General features: G+C 70.9%; 11 protein-coding genes. 3 read left to right on the top strand and 8 right to left on the bottom strand.

What is annotated here, in order from left to right; all coding sequences use genetic code 11:
* Positions 1-49: 49 nt before the first annotated feature.
* The 4 genes from OERS_RS09130 to OERS_RS09115 are packed head-to-tail and all read right to left on the bottom strand — an operon-like array spanning position 50 to position 6,841.
* Positions 50-1,957, bottom strand: a complete 1,908-nt coding sequence (locus tag OERS_RS09130; protein WP_068625533.1) for a protein kinase family protein — start codon at positions 1,955-1,957, stop codon at positions 50-52.
* Between the two features lie 59 nt (positions 1,958-2,016).
* Positions 2,017-3,873: a murein biosynthesis integral membrane protein MurJ gene (gene murJ, locus OERS_RS09125; protein WP_248948477.1), complete on the bottom strand. Its 1,857-nt coding sequence runs from the start codon at positions 3,871-3,873 to the stop codon at positions 2,017-2,019.
* Positions 3,870-6,185, bottom strand: coding sequence for a DUF6049 family protein (locus tag OERS_RS09120; protein WP_068625532.1), 2,316 nt, complete (start codon positions 6,183-6,185; stop codon positions 3,870-3,872). Before OERS_RS09120 ends, murJ begins: the two co-directional genes overlap by 4 nt.
* The gene (locus tag OERS_RS09115) at positions 6,182-6,841 is read right to left on the bottom strand and encodes an NUDIX hydrolase (RefSeq protein ID WP_082849118.1); all 660 of its coding nucleotides are present in this window, start codon (positions 6,839-6,841) and stop codon (positions 6,182-6,184) included. Before OERS_RS09115 ends, OERS_RS09120 begins: the two co-directional genes overlap by 4 nt.
* Before the next feature lie 123 nt (positions 6,842-6,964).
* Between OERS_RS09115 and OERS_RS09110 the strand changes: the two genes are divergently transcribed.
* Entirely contained in the window at positions 6,965-8,443 is a 1,479-nt protein-coding gene (locus OERS_RS09110) for a CCA tRNA nucleotidyltransferase (RefSeq protein ID WP_068625531.1), read from the top strand.
* Between the two features lie 170 nt (positions 8,444-8,613).
* Here OERS_RS09110 and OERS_RS09105 read toward each other — a convergent pair whose 3' ends face one another.
* The 4 genes from OERS_RS09105 to OERS_RS09090 all read right to left on the bottom strand — a co-directional run bounded on the left by OERS_RS09105 (position 8,614) and on the right by OERS_RS09090 (position 13,899).
* Entirely contained in the window at positions 8,614-10,149 is a 1,536-nt protein-coding gene (locus OERS_RS09105) for an MDR family MFS transporter (RefSeq protein ID WP_068625530.1), read from the bottom strand.
* 277 nt (positions 10,150-10,426) lie between these two features.
* Positions 10,427-11,749, bottom strand: coding sequence for an MFS transporter (locus OERS_RS09100; protein ID WP_056654024.1), 1,323 nt, complete (start codon positions 11,747-11,749; stop codon positions 10,427-10,429).
* 397 nt (positions 11,750-12,146) lie between these two features.
* A complete protein-coding gene (locus OERS_RS09095; RefSeq protein ID WP_056654026.1) occupies positions 12,147-13,238 on the bottom strand; it encodes an inositol-3-phosphate synthase in 1,092 nt (363 codons plus the stop codon).
* Positions 13,239-13,290: 52 nt separating this feature from the next.
* The gene (locus tag OERS_RS09090) at positions 13,291-13,899 is read right to left on the bottom strand and encodes a PadR family transcriptional regulator (RefSeq protein ID WP_056654029.1); all 609 of its coding nucleotides are present in this window, start codon (positions 13,897-13,899) and stop codon (positions 13,291-13,293) included.
* A gap of 332 nt (positions 13,900-14,231) precedes the next feature.
* Between OERS_RS09090 and OERS_RS09085 the strand changes: the two genes are divergently transcribed.
* Positions 14,232-16,643, top strand: a complete 2,412-nt coding sequence (locus OERS_RS09085; RefSeq protein WP_068625529.1) for a transglycosylase domain-containing protein — start codon at positions 14,232-14,234, stop codon at positions 16,641-16,643.
* Positions 16,644-16,814: 171 nt separating this feature from the next.
* Positions 16,815-17,105 carry a 30S ribosomal protein S6 gene (gene rpsF, locus OERS_RS09080; RefSeq protein ID WP_056654034.1) on the top strand — a complete coding sequence of 97 codons (291 nt, stop codon included), beginning with the start codon at positions 16,815-16,817 and terminating at the stop codon, positions 17,103-17,105.
* Positions 17,106-17,185: the final 80 nt, after the last annotated feature.

Genomic DNA, 17,185 nt, shown 5'->3' with positions numbered 1-17,185 from the left:
GTGCTCCCTCACGCCGGCGCGGGGAGCCCAGCAGGGCAGTCGGTGCTGATCAGTAGGCCGTGATCTCGTTGAGCTCGACGCGGAACGCGCCGTCAGGAGCCTGGGGCAGCTCGGTGATCATCAGGACGAACGTCGTGCCCTTCGCGGCGGGATCGAGCTCGAGCTCGACGGTCTCCGAGAACGTCCCTGAGGCCAGGATCTCTCCACCGTTGGGCTCGGCGGGAGTCACGGCGCGGACCTCGACGTGGCCGCCCGTGTTGTTCGTGCTCAGGACGATCCGCTGGACGGTCTCCGGCTCCCTGAACGAGAAGGTGTAGCCGGTCCGGGACTTGAGCCCGCCGAAACCACCGTCCTTGTAGGAGTACGTGAACCAGAAGGTCGACGGGTCTCCGTCGATCGCGAGGGGCACGGCCTCGGGCTTCTCTCCGACGTCACCGGGGTCGGCCACGTCGGGGTCGAGCAGCCCGCCGCTCGCGATCGTGAGGGGATCGGTGTTGACCGGCAGCTCCTCGTCGGTGCCGCCTTCCGAGGGGTCGGACCCGCTCGGCTGCTCGATCCCGTTGTCGTCGTTGGGCGAGGAGGTGTCACCGAACCCGCTGAGGCCGAACTTGACGCCCCACACGACCGCGACGATCACGAGGAGCAGCACGATCGGCATGATGATCCAGGTGCTCTTGGACCCGGTCTTCTTGGCGGGGGTGGTGGCGAAGGGGCCCGACGGCGGACCCGCCGCGGTCTGTCCGGCGGAAGTCTGTGCGGCCGGCGGCGGAGGCGGGGGCACGGCGACCGTGGGCTGCGCCGCCGAGACCGGGTGCGGCACGGCGGGAGCCGGCTGCGTCGGGTACCCGCCGGGGGGAGGCCCGGCCGGGACAGCGGCGTAGGCCGGGGGAGCCGGGGAGTCCGCGTAGGTGGGGGCCGGGTAGCTCGCGCCGTCGGGCAGCGTCGACGCGCCGCTCAGGGGGACCCGGTGGATCCGTCCCGTCGCCGGACGATGGAACGGAACCGCGGGCGGCGGGGTGCCGGGCGGGGTCGAGAGCGGGACGTCGAACGCGCTGCGGATCGACTGCCGGCTCACCCCGTTGGTGGGCTGCGGGGCGGGGCGCTGGACGAAGGTCGGGAGCGCGGCAACCACGGAAAGGGTGCCCCAGGGCTCGAGGGCCGAGACGATCTGGGCGGGCGTTGCGGGAGCCGGGCCGTCGTCGTCGGAGGAGGTGTCGTCTCCCGACGCGTCTGGACGTGCCGCGGTGTCGGCGAAGACCTGTGCGCAGAGCTCGGACAGGTCGTCGGGCGCCCCGGGAACCACTGCAGAGAGCGGGAGGATGCCCGAGGCGTCGCGCTGCGCCGGCAAGGGGTGGACGGAGTCGGGGGTGATCCACGGCACGTCGAGGCTGGGCCCGGCCCAGCGGGCGGTCATGGCGTAGTAGAGGAGCGCGACGAGCCCGACGGCGTCGAGGTGGGACGTGGCGTCGGCGTCCTGCTGGTCCTGCCCGCTGATCCCGGCGTCGAGACCGAGGCCCGTGACGAGGACCTTGTTGCCGTCGACGCGGACGGCCTCGGGGCGCAGCGCGAGGTGGTGGACACCGCGGCGCCGTGCCACCTCGAGCGCGGCCGCGGCCTCACCGACGATGACTCGGGCCTGCTGGGCGTCGACGATCCCGCCCGCGACGACCTCTGACAGCGTGATGCCTGCAAAGGGCTCGGTGATGACGTACGCGATGCCGTCGTCGGTCCCCACGTCGAGCACCCGGGTCAGGCGGGGGTCGGCGACGAGAGCCGCGCGTCGTGCCGAGTCGATCGCCTCGGTGACGTGCTGCCCGGTGACGAGCGAGACACGTACGGTGCGGTTGAGCACCGAGTCGTGCGCGGACCAGGCGGTGACGTCGACCAGGTCGCTCGCCAGTCGTTCGGCCAGCAGGTAACGCCCTACCAGCGTCGTGCCGGGTCCTGCTGCGGTCACCTGCCCACCTCGAACTTCCTTGCCGTTGACATCTTCCCCCCACATGGTACGGGCGCCTTCTATCTCGCGGCCGGACGTCGTCGCCCGAGCTTGCGGAGCAGGGGGTCTGCGAGCTGGTCGAGCTCGCGGACCCGCATGGCCTTGAGACCACCGATGTACACGGCGGTCATGACGATCCCGACAACTGCCGTGACGACCGCGGCGCGGAGCCACGACAGTCCGTACAGGTCACCGAACAGCTGAAGTACACCCCATCCGACCGCAGCGCTGGCTCCCGCGGCGAGGATGGTCTTGACGTGCATCCGGACGATCCGGAAGGCGTCCAGCCCGTGCAGCTTGCGCCGCAGGCCGGCGGTCCGCAGGAGCACGACGATCATGTTGGACAGCGACATCGCGGCACCGACACCGACGACCCACCACACCGGGTCGAGCGTGCGCGTCGCGAGCCACGCGATCCCCACGAGCGCGACGGTCGCGGGGACCTGGATCATGAACACGGTCCTGCCGTCCTCGTAGGCGAAGTACACCCACTTCATGAGGACCATGCCGCCGAGCGGCACCAGGCCGAACGCCATGGCGACCAGGATCTGGCTGACGGCGACGGCCCCGCTCGGCGAGACGTTGATGAGCAGGAGCTTGGTGAGCGGCAGTGCGAGGATCGCGAAGACGGCGGTCGCGAAGACCGTGAACACGCCCACGGTTCGCACGCCGCGCGACAGGTCGTGACGCACGCGCGCGAAGTCGCCGGCCCCGGCGGCCGCGCTCATGCCGGTGAACAGCGCGGTGGCGATCGACACCGTGACGAGCGAGTGGGGCAGCAGGTAGATCATGAGCGCCTGGGTGTAGGCGGCGTTGCCCGCGACGGAGAAGGCCTCGGGCGCGCCGGTCACGACGCCCGTGACCATCCCGAGCGCGGCCGGTTCGGAGGCGTAGTCGCCGAACGTCTGCCGCAGCGCGGCGGCAGGGGCGCTCGAGGCGAACTGCGTCGTGAACAGGACGCCGATCTGCTCGAGGATCACGGCGCCGAACGTCCAGATCGCGACCTGGCCCGCCGAGCGCAGCCCGATCCCGTGCAGGCCCAGGCGGAAGTGCCAGCGGAAGCCGGAGCGCCACAGGGGCAGGATCAGGATGAGCGCCTGGGACGCGACGCCCAGCGTCGCCGTCCCGGCGAGGAGCGCGATCTTGGCCCCGTCCCACGTGCCGAGGTCCTCGACCGCACCGGTCGCGTACGGGCCGTAGATCAGGATGAACGCGACGAAGCCGACGATCGACACGACGTTGTTGACCACGGGGGCCCACATGAACGGCCCGAACTGTCCGCGCGCGTTGAGCACCTGGCCGAGCAGCGTGTACAGCCCGTAGAAGAACAGCTGGGGGATGCACCAGAACGCGAAGGCCACCGCGAGCGAGAACTGCGCGGACCCCCACCCGTCGGTGTACAGCGACACGATGATCGTGGACGCCGACGTCAGGAGCAGGCTCAGGCCCAGGAGCAGGACCCCCGACAGCGTCAGCAGCTTGTCGAGACGTTCCTGCGGGTTCTTCGAGCGGAACGCGCGGATGATCTGGGGGACGAGGACCGCGTTGAGGACGCCGCCCGCCAGGATCGCGAAGAGCACGTTGGGGATCTTGTTCGCGACGTCGAACGCGTCGGCCGCGAGGCCCGTGGTCCCGATCGCGGTGATGAGCAGGACGTTGCGGACGAGTCCCAGGATGCGCGAGACCGCGGTCCCGGACGCCATGAGCATCGAGCTGCGACCGAGGCCGCCCTTGGTGCTGGTCACGGTCGTCGTCCCTGCCTCGGTGTCCTGGGTGCCGTCGGGCGCGGACGGCGTCGCTCCGGCGGCGGCGGGCGCCGCGTCGTCGTGCACGGGGCGGGGCCCGCGCGGGGTGCCGCTCGGGCGGGCGTGCTTCACTCCTCGCTCCCTGCCGAGGTGTCCGACGACGGCGCGGAGGCCTGAGCGGTCGGCACACCGGACGCAGGGGTCAGCTCCGCGACGCGGCGCGGGGAGCGCCCGCGTCGGATGGTCCGCCACAGCCCGCCGATCATGAGCAGGGCGACCAGGCCGGCGAACACCGCGGTACCGACGGTCTCCCAGTCGGCGCGCACCCTGACCGAGAAGTCGGAGGACGGAGCGACGACCGTCCCGGACGGGACGGCGAGGAGCTCGACCTCGACGCGGACGTTGCCGCTGCCGTAGGCCCGCACCGGGACCTTGAAGTCCACCTCGGTCCCCGGCGGGATGGGGCCGACGGGGAACGAGACGACCTTGAGGCGCGCGTTGTCCGGTCGGAGCGCGACCTGGACCGTGACCTCCTGGTCGAGCGTGTTCTGCACCCGCACCGGGATGTTGCCCGACGTGTTGATGAGCAGGACGCCCGACCCGCGGCGGACCACGGCGACCGACGAGCGGAGGCGGTCCGCGTCGGCGATCGCCGCCTGCACCGCGGCCGTCCGTTCCCCCGGTGCCGTGCGGTACGCCACGGCCGTGGGCACGACGAGCGCGGGCTCGGCCTCCTGGACGATCGCGGCCGGGTCGGTGGCGATCGTGGAGAACGTCGAGACCTCGGTCCGGGCCCGCTGGAGCGACGACATCTCGGGTGCCGGCAGGACCCCCTCGCCCCCGTCGGACTCGGGGAGCGTGCTCCGTTCGACGTCCGGCACCGGTGCGGACAGCAGGTCGTCGACGGGGGTGAGCGTGACCCAGGAGGCGTCGTCGAGCGCGTCGAGCACGGCGTCGAAGGCGGCAGGGTCCGGGTCGAACCCACGGGAGAGGGCGATCAGGAGGTGGCGCGGGTCCGCGGGGCGCTCCGAGGCGATCACCGCGGTCTCCGCGAGGAGGCGCTGCGTGGCGTCTGCCGTCGACCCTGCCCCCGAGGCCTGGGTGCCCGCCGAGAAGGCCTCGGTGAGCGCGGCGTCGGACACCAGAGCGATCGCGGGACCCGCGTCGGTCTCGACCGTGGCCAGGCCGGTCGGGGTGTAGCTCACGGAGTCCACGGGGGTCAGGCCGTCGCCCCGGACCACGACGAGGGGCGATCCGGCCTGCACGCTCGTGCGCACCGTCGCCCGGCCCGGGACCTCGTCACCGGGCAGGGTGAGGTCGGTGCGCCAGGAGGGATCGGTCGTCGAGCCTCCGGGCAGGGGGACCGTCGGCGCGGGGAGCGCGGCCCCGACCTGTGCGTAGGCCGCGGGGTCCGGGTCGTAGGGGCGGAGCGCGAAGACCGACCGGTCCGCGGACGCCTCGTCGAATGCGGACACCCACGCCGCGGTCGAGCTCTCGGTCGAGGTGCGGGCAGCGGCGACCAGCGCCGGGTCGACCGCCCAGGCGACCTCGGGGCGACCTGAGGTCGCGGAGAGGAGGTGGCCCAGACGCTGGTCGGCACCGAGCGCGTCGTCCACGGCCGCGACGTCGACGCTCGTCTGTTCCTGCCCCTCGGTGTCCGGGGCCGTGGTGAGGCCCAGCGCAGGGCCGGTCACGGGGGCGAGGAGGCTCAACCCCACGGGGGACGGCGCCGCGGTGTCCTCCCACAGGAGGAAGGTGCGCAGCACGTCGAGCCGCTCGGAGCCGTCCGTGACCGTGATCGAGAGGGGACGGGGGCCCCAGCCCGATCCCGGTTCGAGGTTGAAGTCGTCGGTGTCGAGGTCGAACGTCACGGTCGCGTCCTGGCCCGGGGCGATCGGATCGAGGGTCTCGGTCGCCATGGCCTCCGCGGACCGCTTCGAGGTGGGTTCGTCGGCCCAGGCGGCCAGGGCGGACCGGGTGCCGAGGAGGCGCCAGTTCACGCCGAGCGTGGCCCGGGGGGCCGTGAGCGCCTCGTCGGTGCCGTTGTGGATCCGCGCGACCACCGTGACGGTGCTCCCGGGTCCGACCGTGGTGGGCGTCATCGAGACGAGCGTGGTCGAGACGGCGCCTGGCTCGTCGACGACCGCAGGGTTGGCCCCGGCGACCCCGTTCACCCCGACCGAGGCGGACGCCGTGGCCTCACGGGTACCGCCGCCGGGGCTGGAGGGCACGACGACGAGCACGAGGGCGAGCGCCGCGGTCAGGAGCCCGCCGACGAGGTTCCTGGTCAGCGATCGAGGACCGGCAGCCCTGGCACCGGTGCGCGGGTCGTCCGAGGACGGCCGAGGGCGCGCTGGAGCCTGCACGACGGCCGAGGGCGCGGTGGAGTCTGCGGGACGACGGCTCGATGCACGGGCTGAGCCGACGGGGGAGAGGAAGGTCATGAGTGGTCGGTCGGGTTCCGGGGGTCGTCGGGTGCCGGCCGGCTGGTACGGACGACGGTGCGAGTCACGGTACCCCGGAAGCGGGCCGTCGTGCGCCGACCTCGGAGGACGTCGTGCGCGACGGCCGCGAGGCGCCGCTCGTTCGGGTACGACAGCCGCTCGGGGAGGTCCTCGAACGGGATCCAGGCGACGTCCTCGGCCTCGCCGTCGGGGTCGCCCTCGACGGTGAGGTACCCACCCGTGGCCTTGAGCAGGAAGTGGTGGACGACCTTGTGCACGCGCCGGTCCTCGCCCGTGAACCAGTAGTCGATGATCCCGAGCGGCAGCTGGACCGCGCCCGTGATCCCCGTCTCCTCGGCGATCTCCCGGACGGCGGCCTCCTCGGGCGTCTCGTCGCCCTCGAGGTGCCCCTTGGGCAGGCACCACTCGAGCCGTCCGCCACGGTTGCGGCGGGCGATGACCGCGGCTCGGTACAGGCCGTCGAACGTGTCGACGACGAGTCCACCTGCGGAGATCTCCTCGACGACGGGGAGCGGGGTGGCCGGGGCGGGCGTCGGGGTCGCGGCGCGCGCGGCCTCCGGGTCGATCCGCAACGCATGCCCACCGGGCGGTGCTGGGACACCGCGGTGGTCCGGAGAGTGCGCTGGGGTGGACATGACCCAACTTTACCGAGTGTGGAGTCGGCGCCTGATCTGGCACGCTTGGATGTCGTGCCGACTCCTTCCCAGATCTCCCCCGTCCCCGAACCTTCCGCGCAGCCCGCGGAGGGTTCTCGCGGGGTGCCGACCACGCCCGAACAGCTCGAGCTCCTCCGGCGCGCCCTGGCGGTGCTCACCGAGATGGCGCCCGCGGCGATCGAGCTCGGGGAGCTGTTCCACGCCGCCGGCCACGAGCTGGCCCTCGTGGGCGGTCCGGTCCGCGACGCGTTCCTCGGCCGCGCGAGCAACGACCTCGACTTCGCGACCTCGGCGAACCCGGACCAGACCCAGGCGCTCCTCGCGGCGTGGGGCGACGCGCACTGGGACATCGGCAAGGAGTTCGGCACGATCGGCGCCAAGCGGTTCGGGCCCAAGGGCAGCCCGCGGGGGACCGGCGACCTGGTGGTCGAGGTGACGACCTACCGCACCGACGAGTACGACCCGGCGTCGCGCAAGCCGCTCGTCGCGTTCGGGGACACGCTCGTCGGCGACCTGTCCCGGCGGGACCTCACGGTCAACGCGATGGCCGTCCGCGTCCCGGAGATGCTGTTCGTCGACCCGCACGACGGACTCGCGGACCTCGCGCTGGGCGTCCTGCGCACCCCGATCGCCCCCGAGCGCTCGTTCGACGACGACCCGCTGCGCATGATGCGGGCCGCGCGCTTCGCCGCCCAGCTCGGGTTCGAGGTCGAGCCCGCGACCCGCGCAGCGATCGTCGACATGGCCTCGCGCATCGAGATCGTCTCCGCGGAGCGCGTGCGCGACGAGCTGACCAAGCTGCTGCTGTCGGACGCGCCGCGCAAGGGTCTCGAGGTGCTCGTCGAGACCGGGCTCGCGGACCACGTCCTGCCCGAGCTCCCGGCGCTCCGCCTCGAGATCGACGAGCACCACCGGCACAAGGACGTCTACCAGCACTCGTTGACGGTGCTCGAGCAGGCGATCGCTCAGGAGACGGGGCCCGACGGCGCGGTGCCGGCCCCGGACCTCGTCCTGCGGCTCGCGTCGCTCCTGCACGACATCGGCAAGCCCGCCACGCGGCGCTTCGAGACCGGGGGCGGGGTCAGCTTCCACCACCACGAGGTGGTGGGGGCCAAGCTGACCGCCAAGCGGCTCAAGGCCCTGCGCTTCGACAAGGACACGGTCAAGGACGTCTCGCGGCTCGTCGAGCTGCACCTGCGCTTCCACGGGTACGGCGAGGGCGAGTGGACCGACTCCGCGGTGCGTCGGTACGTCACGGACGCCGGCCCTCTGCTCGAGCGGCTCCACCGCCTGACCCGGGCCGACTCGACCACGCGCAACAAGCGCAAGGCGCAGCGCCTCTCCGACGCGTACACCGACCTGGAGCAGCGCATCGAGCGGCTGCGGGGCGAGGAGGAGCTGGCCTCGATCCGTCCCGACCTCGACGGGCAGCAGATCATGGCGGCCCTGGGGATCGCTCCCGGCCCCGAGGTGGGCCAGGCCTACAAGTTCCTGCTCGAGCTGCGGCTCGACCGCGGTCCGCTCGGCGAGGACGTCGCACGCGAGGAGCTGCTGGCCTGGTGGGCAGCCCGCGAGGAGTGAGCGCGAGCCGGGCCGCCGGCTGACGCCGGACGCGGTGCTGGTCGGCTCCCGCGGTCGGCCGGTCGACCTCGGACCACCACGCACGCCGGGCACGACGAAGGGCGGGCACCTCGGTGCCCGCCCTTCGTGCGTCCTTCTGCTCGTGCGCGGCTCCGCCCCGGTCGGCCGCGTCAGCGGCGCTCGGGCGCCTCCCCGACGCTCTCGAGGACGGGAGCGTCGAGCGTGGCTGACGCGACGGCGTCGGGCAGGACGGGGGACGTCTCGACCGCTGCCGGCCTGCGCAGCAGGAACGTCAGCGCGACCGCGACCAGCGTGACCGCCGCTCCCCAGACGAACGCCGAGCTCACGCCCTCCGCGAGGGCGACCTGCTCGCTCGCGCCCTCAGCGGCCAGCGCGACCGAGCGCGACGTCATGACCGCGACGAACAGCGCCGTCCCGGCCGCACCCGCGAGCTGCTGGACCGTGCCGATCATCGCGCTGCCGTGCGAGTACAGCGACGGCTTGAGCGCCGAGAGCGCCCCCGTGAACAGCGGCGTGAACACGAACGCGAGGCCCAGGCTGAGCACGACGTGCGCGCCCAGGACGAACCAGGGCGACGTGCTCGCGCCCACGGTCGACAGCGCGGCGAGCGACACCGTGACCGCCACCAGGCCGGGCAGGACCAGGGGACGCGGGCCGACGCGGTCGTACAGGCGCCCGACCGTCGGACCCAGCAGACCCATGAGCAGACCACCCGGCAGCACGAGCAGCCCCGTGTACAAGGGGTCCATGCCCAGCGAGTTCTGCAGGTACAGCGGCAGCAGGATGATCGAGCCGAACAGCGCGATCATGCTGACCGCCATGATCCCGAGCGACACCGTGAAGCCGCGCGAGGAGAAGACGCGCAGGTCGAGCAGCGCCGCGTCGCGACGCTGGAGGACGAGCTGACGCGCGACGAACAGGACCAGGAACACGGGCCCGACGACGAGCGGGATCCACACGGGGACGACGGGCGTGGCGCGCGCGGCCTCACCCAGGTTGGACAGGCCGTAGACCAGACCGCCGAACGCGAGGGCCGCGAGGACGAGCGAGAGCGGGTCGAGGCGCGTGTGCGTCCGGTCGGCCGAGTCCTTGACGTACTTCGCGCCGACGACGAGCGCCACGAGGGCGACCGGCAGGACCAGACCGAAGATCCAGCGCCAGCTCAGGGTGTCGAGGATCAGCCCGGACAGCGTGGGACCCAGGGCGGGAGCGGCCGCCATGACGATCGCGACGTTGCCCATGATCCGGCCACGGGCCGTCGGGGGGACGAGCGTCATGATGGTCGTCATGAGCAGGGGCATCATGATCGCGGTGCCCGAGGCCTGCACCACGCGCGCGCCGAGCAGCCAGCCGAAGCCGGGCGCGAACGCCGCGAGGGCCGTGCCCGTGCTGAACAGCGACATGGCGAGCAGGAACGCGCCACGGGTCCCCAGGCGCTGCAGCAGGAAGCCGGTCGCGGGGATGACGATCGCCATGGTGAGCATGAAGGCCGTCGTGAGCCACTGGCCCGTGGTCGCGGAGATGTGCATCTCCGCCATGAGGTGCGGCAGGGCGACGCCCATGGTCGTCTCGTTGAGGATGACGACCGACGCCGAGACGAGCAGCAGCGCGATCACGAGGAAGTTCTCGCGCGAGAGCTTGTCGGAGGTGGGTAAGGACGGGGCGGTGCTCTGAGGTACCTGCATGGCTCTCCTGTGGGGTCGGTGCGCGCCCGCGCGGCCCGGGGGAGCACAGCGAGGGAGGTGGGGAGCGTCGGGTCGAGAAGTCGTACGCCCTACGAGAAACGACGCTCAACCATCCTGAGTTATTCCCCGCGACCCTGACGACTCCTTTTCCGGGCAGGACTCATCGGTCGTCCTCCGACGACGACGCCGACCGGGTCGCGAGGCCCGGCACGGCGCCGGTCTCACGGCACGCGTCCGCGCGGGCAGGGATCCGGGGTGAGCGACCTCACCCCACGCGCTACTCGCCGACGGCCGCGCGCGGGAGGTGAGCGGCGCCGTCGGGCTCCGCCGGGCGGCGTGCTCCGAACCGGCCGAAGACCACCGCCGCTGCCGCGTACGCGAGCGCGAGGACCACGAAGACCGGACGCGAGTAGCCCGTGTCCGGGAGCGTGAACGCGGCCAGGGCCGCCGCCCCCACGAACGCCGCGTTGTACAGGACGTCGTAGAACGCGAAGGCCCGGCCCCGGAAGGCGTCCGCGGTGTCACGCTGGACGATCGTGTCCACCGCGATCTTGGTCGCCTGCGCAGCGAGCCCCAGCAGCAGCGCCCCCGCGTACACGACCGTGCGCGACGGCGTCGTGACGAGCAGGAGCTGGCTCGCCGAGGCCAGGCCCAGCATGAGCGCGATCCACAGGTGCGGCCCCGTGTAGCGGGACAGGGTAGGGGTCAGCACGACGGCGAGAGCGCCACCGACCCCCGTGAGCCCCACGACGGTCGCGAACGTCGCCAGACCCGCGTTCGCGTTGCCCGGGTCCGACAGCAGGTTGCGCGAGATGAGGATCGACGCGATGAACGTGACCCCGTACAGGAAGCGGTGCGTCGCCATGACCATGAGGGCCTGACCCGGCGTGCGCCGCGCCGCGAGATAGCGTGCGCCGTCCGCGAGGCCGCGCGCGACCTTCGCGATCTCGGTCGTGATCGCGGCCTCTGCCGGCTCGTCCGGCCCCAGCAGCCCGCGCGACATGCGCAGCGCGAGCGCCGACGCCGCCCCGAACACGAGCGCCGCGCACATCAGCGCGACCGAGTCCTTCACACGACCCGGCTCGAACAACAGGCTCAGCAGGAAGCCGATGCCCCCACCGACGAAGGCCGCCGCGGCACCGAGGGACGGGGTCAGGGAGTTCGCCGTGAGCAGCAGCGGGCCGTCGACCACCCGCGGCAGGCCCGCCGACAGGCCCGCGAGCAGGAACCGGTTGACCGAGAGCGTCGCGAGCGCCAGGACGTAGATCCACGGCGTCACGCCCGACGTCAGCATGAGGACCGCCGTGGCCGCCGTCAGGACCACGCGCACCGCGTTGCCCCACACCAGCACCTGGCGCCGGCTCCACCGGTCCAGGAAGACCCCCGCGAACGGCCCCACGATCGTGAACGGGGCCAGCATCACCGCGAACGCCGCGGCGATCGACGCCGCCGTGCCCTGGGACTCCGGGGAGAAGAAGAGGAGCGACGCCAACCCGACCTGGAACATGCCGTCGCCCGCCTGGCTGACCAGCCGGACGGCGAAGAGCTTCCTGAAGTCGCGCAGCCGAAGCAGGACGCCGAGTTCCGAGATCACACCCACCGGTTCAGGGTATGCGGTGGTGGGAGCGGACCTCGCCCCGGGACGGCCCGACGGCGGTCCTCCCCCCGAGGCTCGGGGGTTGTCAGAAGCAGGGCGGGGTACAGCCCGGGCTGGTTCTGACAGCTCAGCCGACGGGTTGCCGGGGCCGAACGGGGTGGTGGTGCGCTCCGCCGTCGGGCATGCGAAGAGGGTCCGGAACCCTCAGGTTCCGGACCCTCTTCGCTCGGTCGTCAGAAGGAGGACGGGGTATCGCCCGGCCTGGTTCTGACAACTCGGCGGGTGCTACGGATCAGCGCAGGTACTTCTGGTCGCGCTGGTCCTGCACTCGCAGGCTCGCTACGGATCAGCGCAGGTACTTCTGGTCGCGCTGGTCCTGCACTCGCAAGCTCGCTACGGATCAGCGCTCGTTCTCGCCGGAGATGAAGGCCTCCAGAGCCGCACGGCCCTTCGTGTCCTCCATCTGGACCGGCGGGGACTTCATGAAGTACGTCGACGCCGAGAGGATCGGGCCACCGACGCCACGGTCCTTGGCGATCTTCGCAGCGCGGACGGCGTCGATGATGATGCCGGCCGAGTTGGGGGAGTCCCAGACCTCGAGCTTGTACTCCAGGTTCAGGGGCACCTCGCCGAACGCGCGACCCTCGAGGCGGACGTACGCCCACTTGCGGTCGTCGAGCCACGCGACGTAGTCCGACGGGCCGATGTGGACGTTGCGGTCCTCGGTCTTGCCACCGAGGGGACCCTCGAGGTTCGACGTCACGGCCTGCGTCTTCGAGATCTTCTTGGACTCGAGGCGCGTGCGCTCCAGCATGTTCTTGAAGTCCATGTTGCCACCGACGTTCAGCTGGTACGTGCGGTCCAGGACCACGCCGCGGTCCTCGAAGAGCTTCGCGAGCACGCGGTGCGTGATGGTCGCGCCGACCTGCGACTTGATGTCGTCGCCCACGATCGGGACGCCCGCGGCCTCGAACTTCGCAGCCCACTCGGGGTCCGACGCGATGAAGACCGGCAGGGCGTTGACGAACGCGACACCTGCGTCGATCGCGCACTGCGCGTAGTACTTCGCGGCGATCTCCGACCCGACGGGCAGGTAGCAGACGAGCACGTCCGCGCCCGACTCCTTGAGCGCGGCGACGATGTCGACCGGCTCGGCGTCCGACTCCTCGATGGTCTCGCGGTAGTACTTGCCGAGACCGTCGTTCGTCACACCGCGCTGGACGGGCACGCCCAGCGGCGGGACGTCGGCGATCTTGATGGTGTTGTTCTCCGAGGCGTGGATGGCCTCCGAGAGGTCGAAGCCGACCTTCTTGGCGTCGACGTCGAAAGCGGCGACGAACTCCAGGTCGGACACGTGGTAGTCACCGAACTGCACGTGCATCAGTCCGGGCACGGTGCTGCTCGGGTCAGCATCGCGGTAGTAGTGCACGCCCTGGACCAGGGAAGATGCGCAGTTTCCGACGCCAACGATGGCGACGCGGATGGAGGACATCCTCGCTCCTTGCTGTCAGTGCCGGGGGCGCTGCGCGCCGACGGCTTCGTAGTTAGTGGTTGTCTTGCCCGTGACGGTTCTCAGGGCCGCTCGACGGCCGGGTGCGACGACGGTCGCGCTCGGTCGTGATCAGTCCGTCGAGCCACCGAACCTCACGCTCGACCTGTTCCAGGCCGTGACGCTGCAGCTCGAGGGTGTATTCGTCCAGCCGTTCACGTGTGCGCGCGGCGGACTCCTTGACCGACTCCAACCTCTCGGTGAGCCGGCTGCGCCGGCCCTCGAGGATGCGGAGCCGGGTCTCGGCGTCGGTCTGCGCGAAGAACGCGAACCGGACGTCGAAGCTCTCGTCCTCCCAGGCCGCCGGTCCCGAGGTTGCGAGGACCGTCTGAAGACGTTCCTTGCCCTCGGCGGTCAGCTGGTACACGATGCGTGCCCGCTTGCCCGACAACGCGTGGGGAGGGGTGGTGGGTGACTCGGTACCGACGATGTAGCCGTGCGTGACCATCGCCTTGAGCGCCGGGTAGAGCGAACCGTAGGAGAACGCCCGGAACGACCCGAGCAGCAGGTTGAGCCGCTTGCGGAGCTCGTACCCGTGGAGCGGGGACTCGTTCAGGAGGCCGAGGATCGCGGTCTCCAGCACGTCGGAACGGCTGCGTGCCATGACACCTCCTCCTCGGTCCGGCTGTCACCGCGGAGGGCGGATCGGGCATGGTTCGACTACTCGATGTATCGAGTCGATACATCGACAGGTTAGGTGGATTCGCGGTGGCGCGCAATATGTCACGCCCTCGAGCAGATGTGAAGGACTGGGGGACCTGCGGCGTGGCTGTGGCGAAACAATGGCGGACCAGGCCCCGGAGGGCCTTGTCCTCACGGGAGGACGCCCTATTGTTCAGGGTGGTCTGATGCATGCTCTGCGCCTGGCGCGCCCTCTCCCGGGCAGCGGTGCGGAACAGGTCCTGACCGGTACAGACCCCCAGAGGAAGGTGAACCGTGGCGAGCTCCGCGAGGCAGACGAAGGGCACGGCGCGTGCCGGCAGCACGGCGCGCACGGGCACCTCGGCGCGCAAGCGCCGCTTCTTCAACTACCCCCGTTCCCACGTCAAGAGCTTCCGTCGCTGGCTGCCGTCCTGGCGCGTGCTGCTCGGGACCTTCCTCACCGGGACCGCGCTGGTCGCCGGCATCGTCATCGCCGCCTACGCGACGACCTCGGTCCCCAAGGACCCCGCCTATGCGGTGCAGAACCAGAAGACGACGGTGTACTACGCCGACGGCGTCACGGAGATCGGGACCTTCCAGGAGGAGAACCGTGTCATCGTCGACTACGCCACGCTCCCGGACTACGTCGGCAACTCCGTGGTCGCGTCCGAGGACAGCTCGTTCTGGACGAACTCGGGGATCGACCTCAAGGGCATCGCTCGCGCGATGGTGAACAACCTCAAGGGCGGGAGCACCCAGGGCGCCTCGACCATCACCCAGCAGTACGCAGAGCGCTACTACGCCGGCGCGACGGTCTCCGACTACGTGGGGAAGTTCCGGGAGGCGATGCTCGCGCTGCGGCTCACGCAGGAGCAGCCCAAGGAGGAGATCCTGGGGAACTACCTCAACACGATCTACTTCGGCCGCGGGGCGCACGGGATCGAGGCCGCCGCGCAGGCGTACTTCGGTGTCTCGGCCAAGGACCTCACGATCTCCCAGGCGGCGATGATCACCGCGATCATCCCCAACCCGACGGTCTACGACCCGGCCAACAACCCCGACATCACGCAGGAGAAGTGGCAGCGTGTGATCAACCGGATGGCCAAGGACGGGCACATCACGGCGGCGGAGAAGGCCGAGGCGGCCTTCCCGGCCGACATCAAGGAGAAGGCCGCGACCAACTCCAAGGGTGGGCAGGCCGGCTACCTCCTGGACCTGGTGAGGCGCGAGCTCGAGGCCAACGGCTACGGCGACGGAGACCTCGACACCAAGGGCTTCACGATCGTCACGACGATCGACAAGACCATGCAGGACCTCGCGGTCGCGACCGCGGAGAGCATCCCGCGCGAGGGCGACCATGCGGCTTCCGGATGGCTCAAGCCGTCCATCGTCTCGATCGACCCGGCGGACGGTGCAGTGCGGGCCGTCTACGGCGGCAGCGACTTCCTCAGCGACCAGTACAACTCCGCGACGCGTGGTGTGGCGCAGGCCGGCTCGACGTTCAAGCCGTTCACGCTCGTCGCGGCCCTCGAGCAGGGAATCGACCTGTCGGCGACGTACGACGGCAACAACGACGTGGAGGTGCCCGGCTTCTACGACAAGGGCCAGGGAGTCAAGAACTTCGGCGACCAGCCCTTCGGCCAGATCGACCTGGCGACCGCGACCGCGAACTCTGTCAACACGGTCTACGCAGCCCTGAACATGGAGGTCGGCCCGCAGGCGACGGTCGACGCGGCAGTCAAGGCCGGGATCCCCGCGGACACCATGGACCTCAAGGCCGTCCCGTCGAACGTGCTGGGTACCGCGTCGGTCCACCCGATCGACATCGCGCACGCCTACGCGACGTTCGCCGCGCAGGGCTTCGAGTCGACGCCGCACGTGGTCCAGTCGGTCAAGCGGCTGGGCACGGGCGCCGAGACCTACGACCCACCGGGCCGCAACGACCGGGTCTTCGATGCTGACGTCATGGCCGCGACGACCTACGCCATGACCCAGGTCGTCGAGGCGAAGGGGGCCTCCGGTGCCCCGGCCAAGGCGTTGAACCGTCCCGTCGCGGGCAAGACCGGTACGTCGAACGACAACAAGTCGGCCTGGTTCGCGGGGTACGTCCCGCAGCTGGCGACGGTCGTCGGGCTCTACCAGGACAACAAGGAAACTGGGGTCCAGGAGCAGATCACCCCGTTCGGCAAGTACTACAAGAAGTCGATCACGGGTGGAACCTGGCCGGTCGACGCCTGGACGTCCTACATGGAGGGCGTCCTCGCGCTGCCGCAGTACGCCGAGGTGCAGGACTTCCCCGAGTACACGATGAAGAAGGTCGCACCGTCCCCGACGCCGAGCGAGGAGCCCACGGAGCCCGCCCTCGAGGAGCCGGTCGAGCCGGAGGAGCCGGTCGCGCCGACCACCGTGACGGTCCCGACCGACCTGGCCGGAAGGTCCAAGGCGGACGTCAAGGCCGTGCTCGAGGGCATGGGGCTCAAGGTCTCGTTCACCGAGGAGTACTCGGCTGACGTGGCCCCCGGCGTGGTGCTCCGGGTCGGTGGGTCCGGCCAACAGGTCGAGACGGGCAAGACCGTCACGGTGGTCCTGTCCAAGGGGCCAGATCCCAAGCCCACGCCCGATCCCACGACGCCGCCTCCGACCACGCCACCCGAGGAGGGTGGCCGGCCGGGCAACGGCAACGGGAACGGCAACAACGGCGGGTAGCGACCGACGTCACCCCCACAGATTTCCCGAGCCCGGTCCCGACCGGGTACCTTGGGAACTTGCTGTGTCTCGATCTGTGCTGCCATCAGCACGGTGACCTCACAGCGACGCACAACCCTCCTGTCACGGAGATACCGTGACCGCTGAGTCCGCAGGAGGTGGGTTAACCGCATGCGTCAGTACGAATTGATGATCATCCTCGACCCCGAGATCGAGGAGCGCACCGTTGCTCCGTCGCTCGACAAGTACCTGACGGTCATCAAGACCGACGGTGGCACTGTCGACAAGGTGGACATCTGGGGCCGTCGCCGCCTGTCCTTCGAGATCAACAAGAAGTCCGAGGGCATCTACGCCGTCGTCGACTTCACCGCGACGTCGGACACGGCCAAGGAGCTGGACCGTCAGCTCGGCCTCAACGAGGTCGTCCTGCGCACGAAGGTCCTGCGCACCGACGCTCGCTGATCACCCCGCACTTCTGACTTCCCTCGTGGCACCTCCGGTGCGCTGCGCGTCCCCAGGACAGCGTCAGTGGCACGTGGTGG

It is taken from the genome of Oerskovia enterophila (assembly GCF_001692445.1).
In the GTDB taxonomy this organism is placed as follows: Bacteria; Actinomycetota; Actinomycetes; order Actinomycetales; family Cellulomonadaceae; genus Oerskovia; species Oerskovia enterophila.
This window is presented reverse-complemented; position numbering and strand designations above follow the sequence as displayed.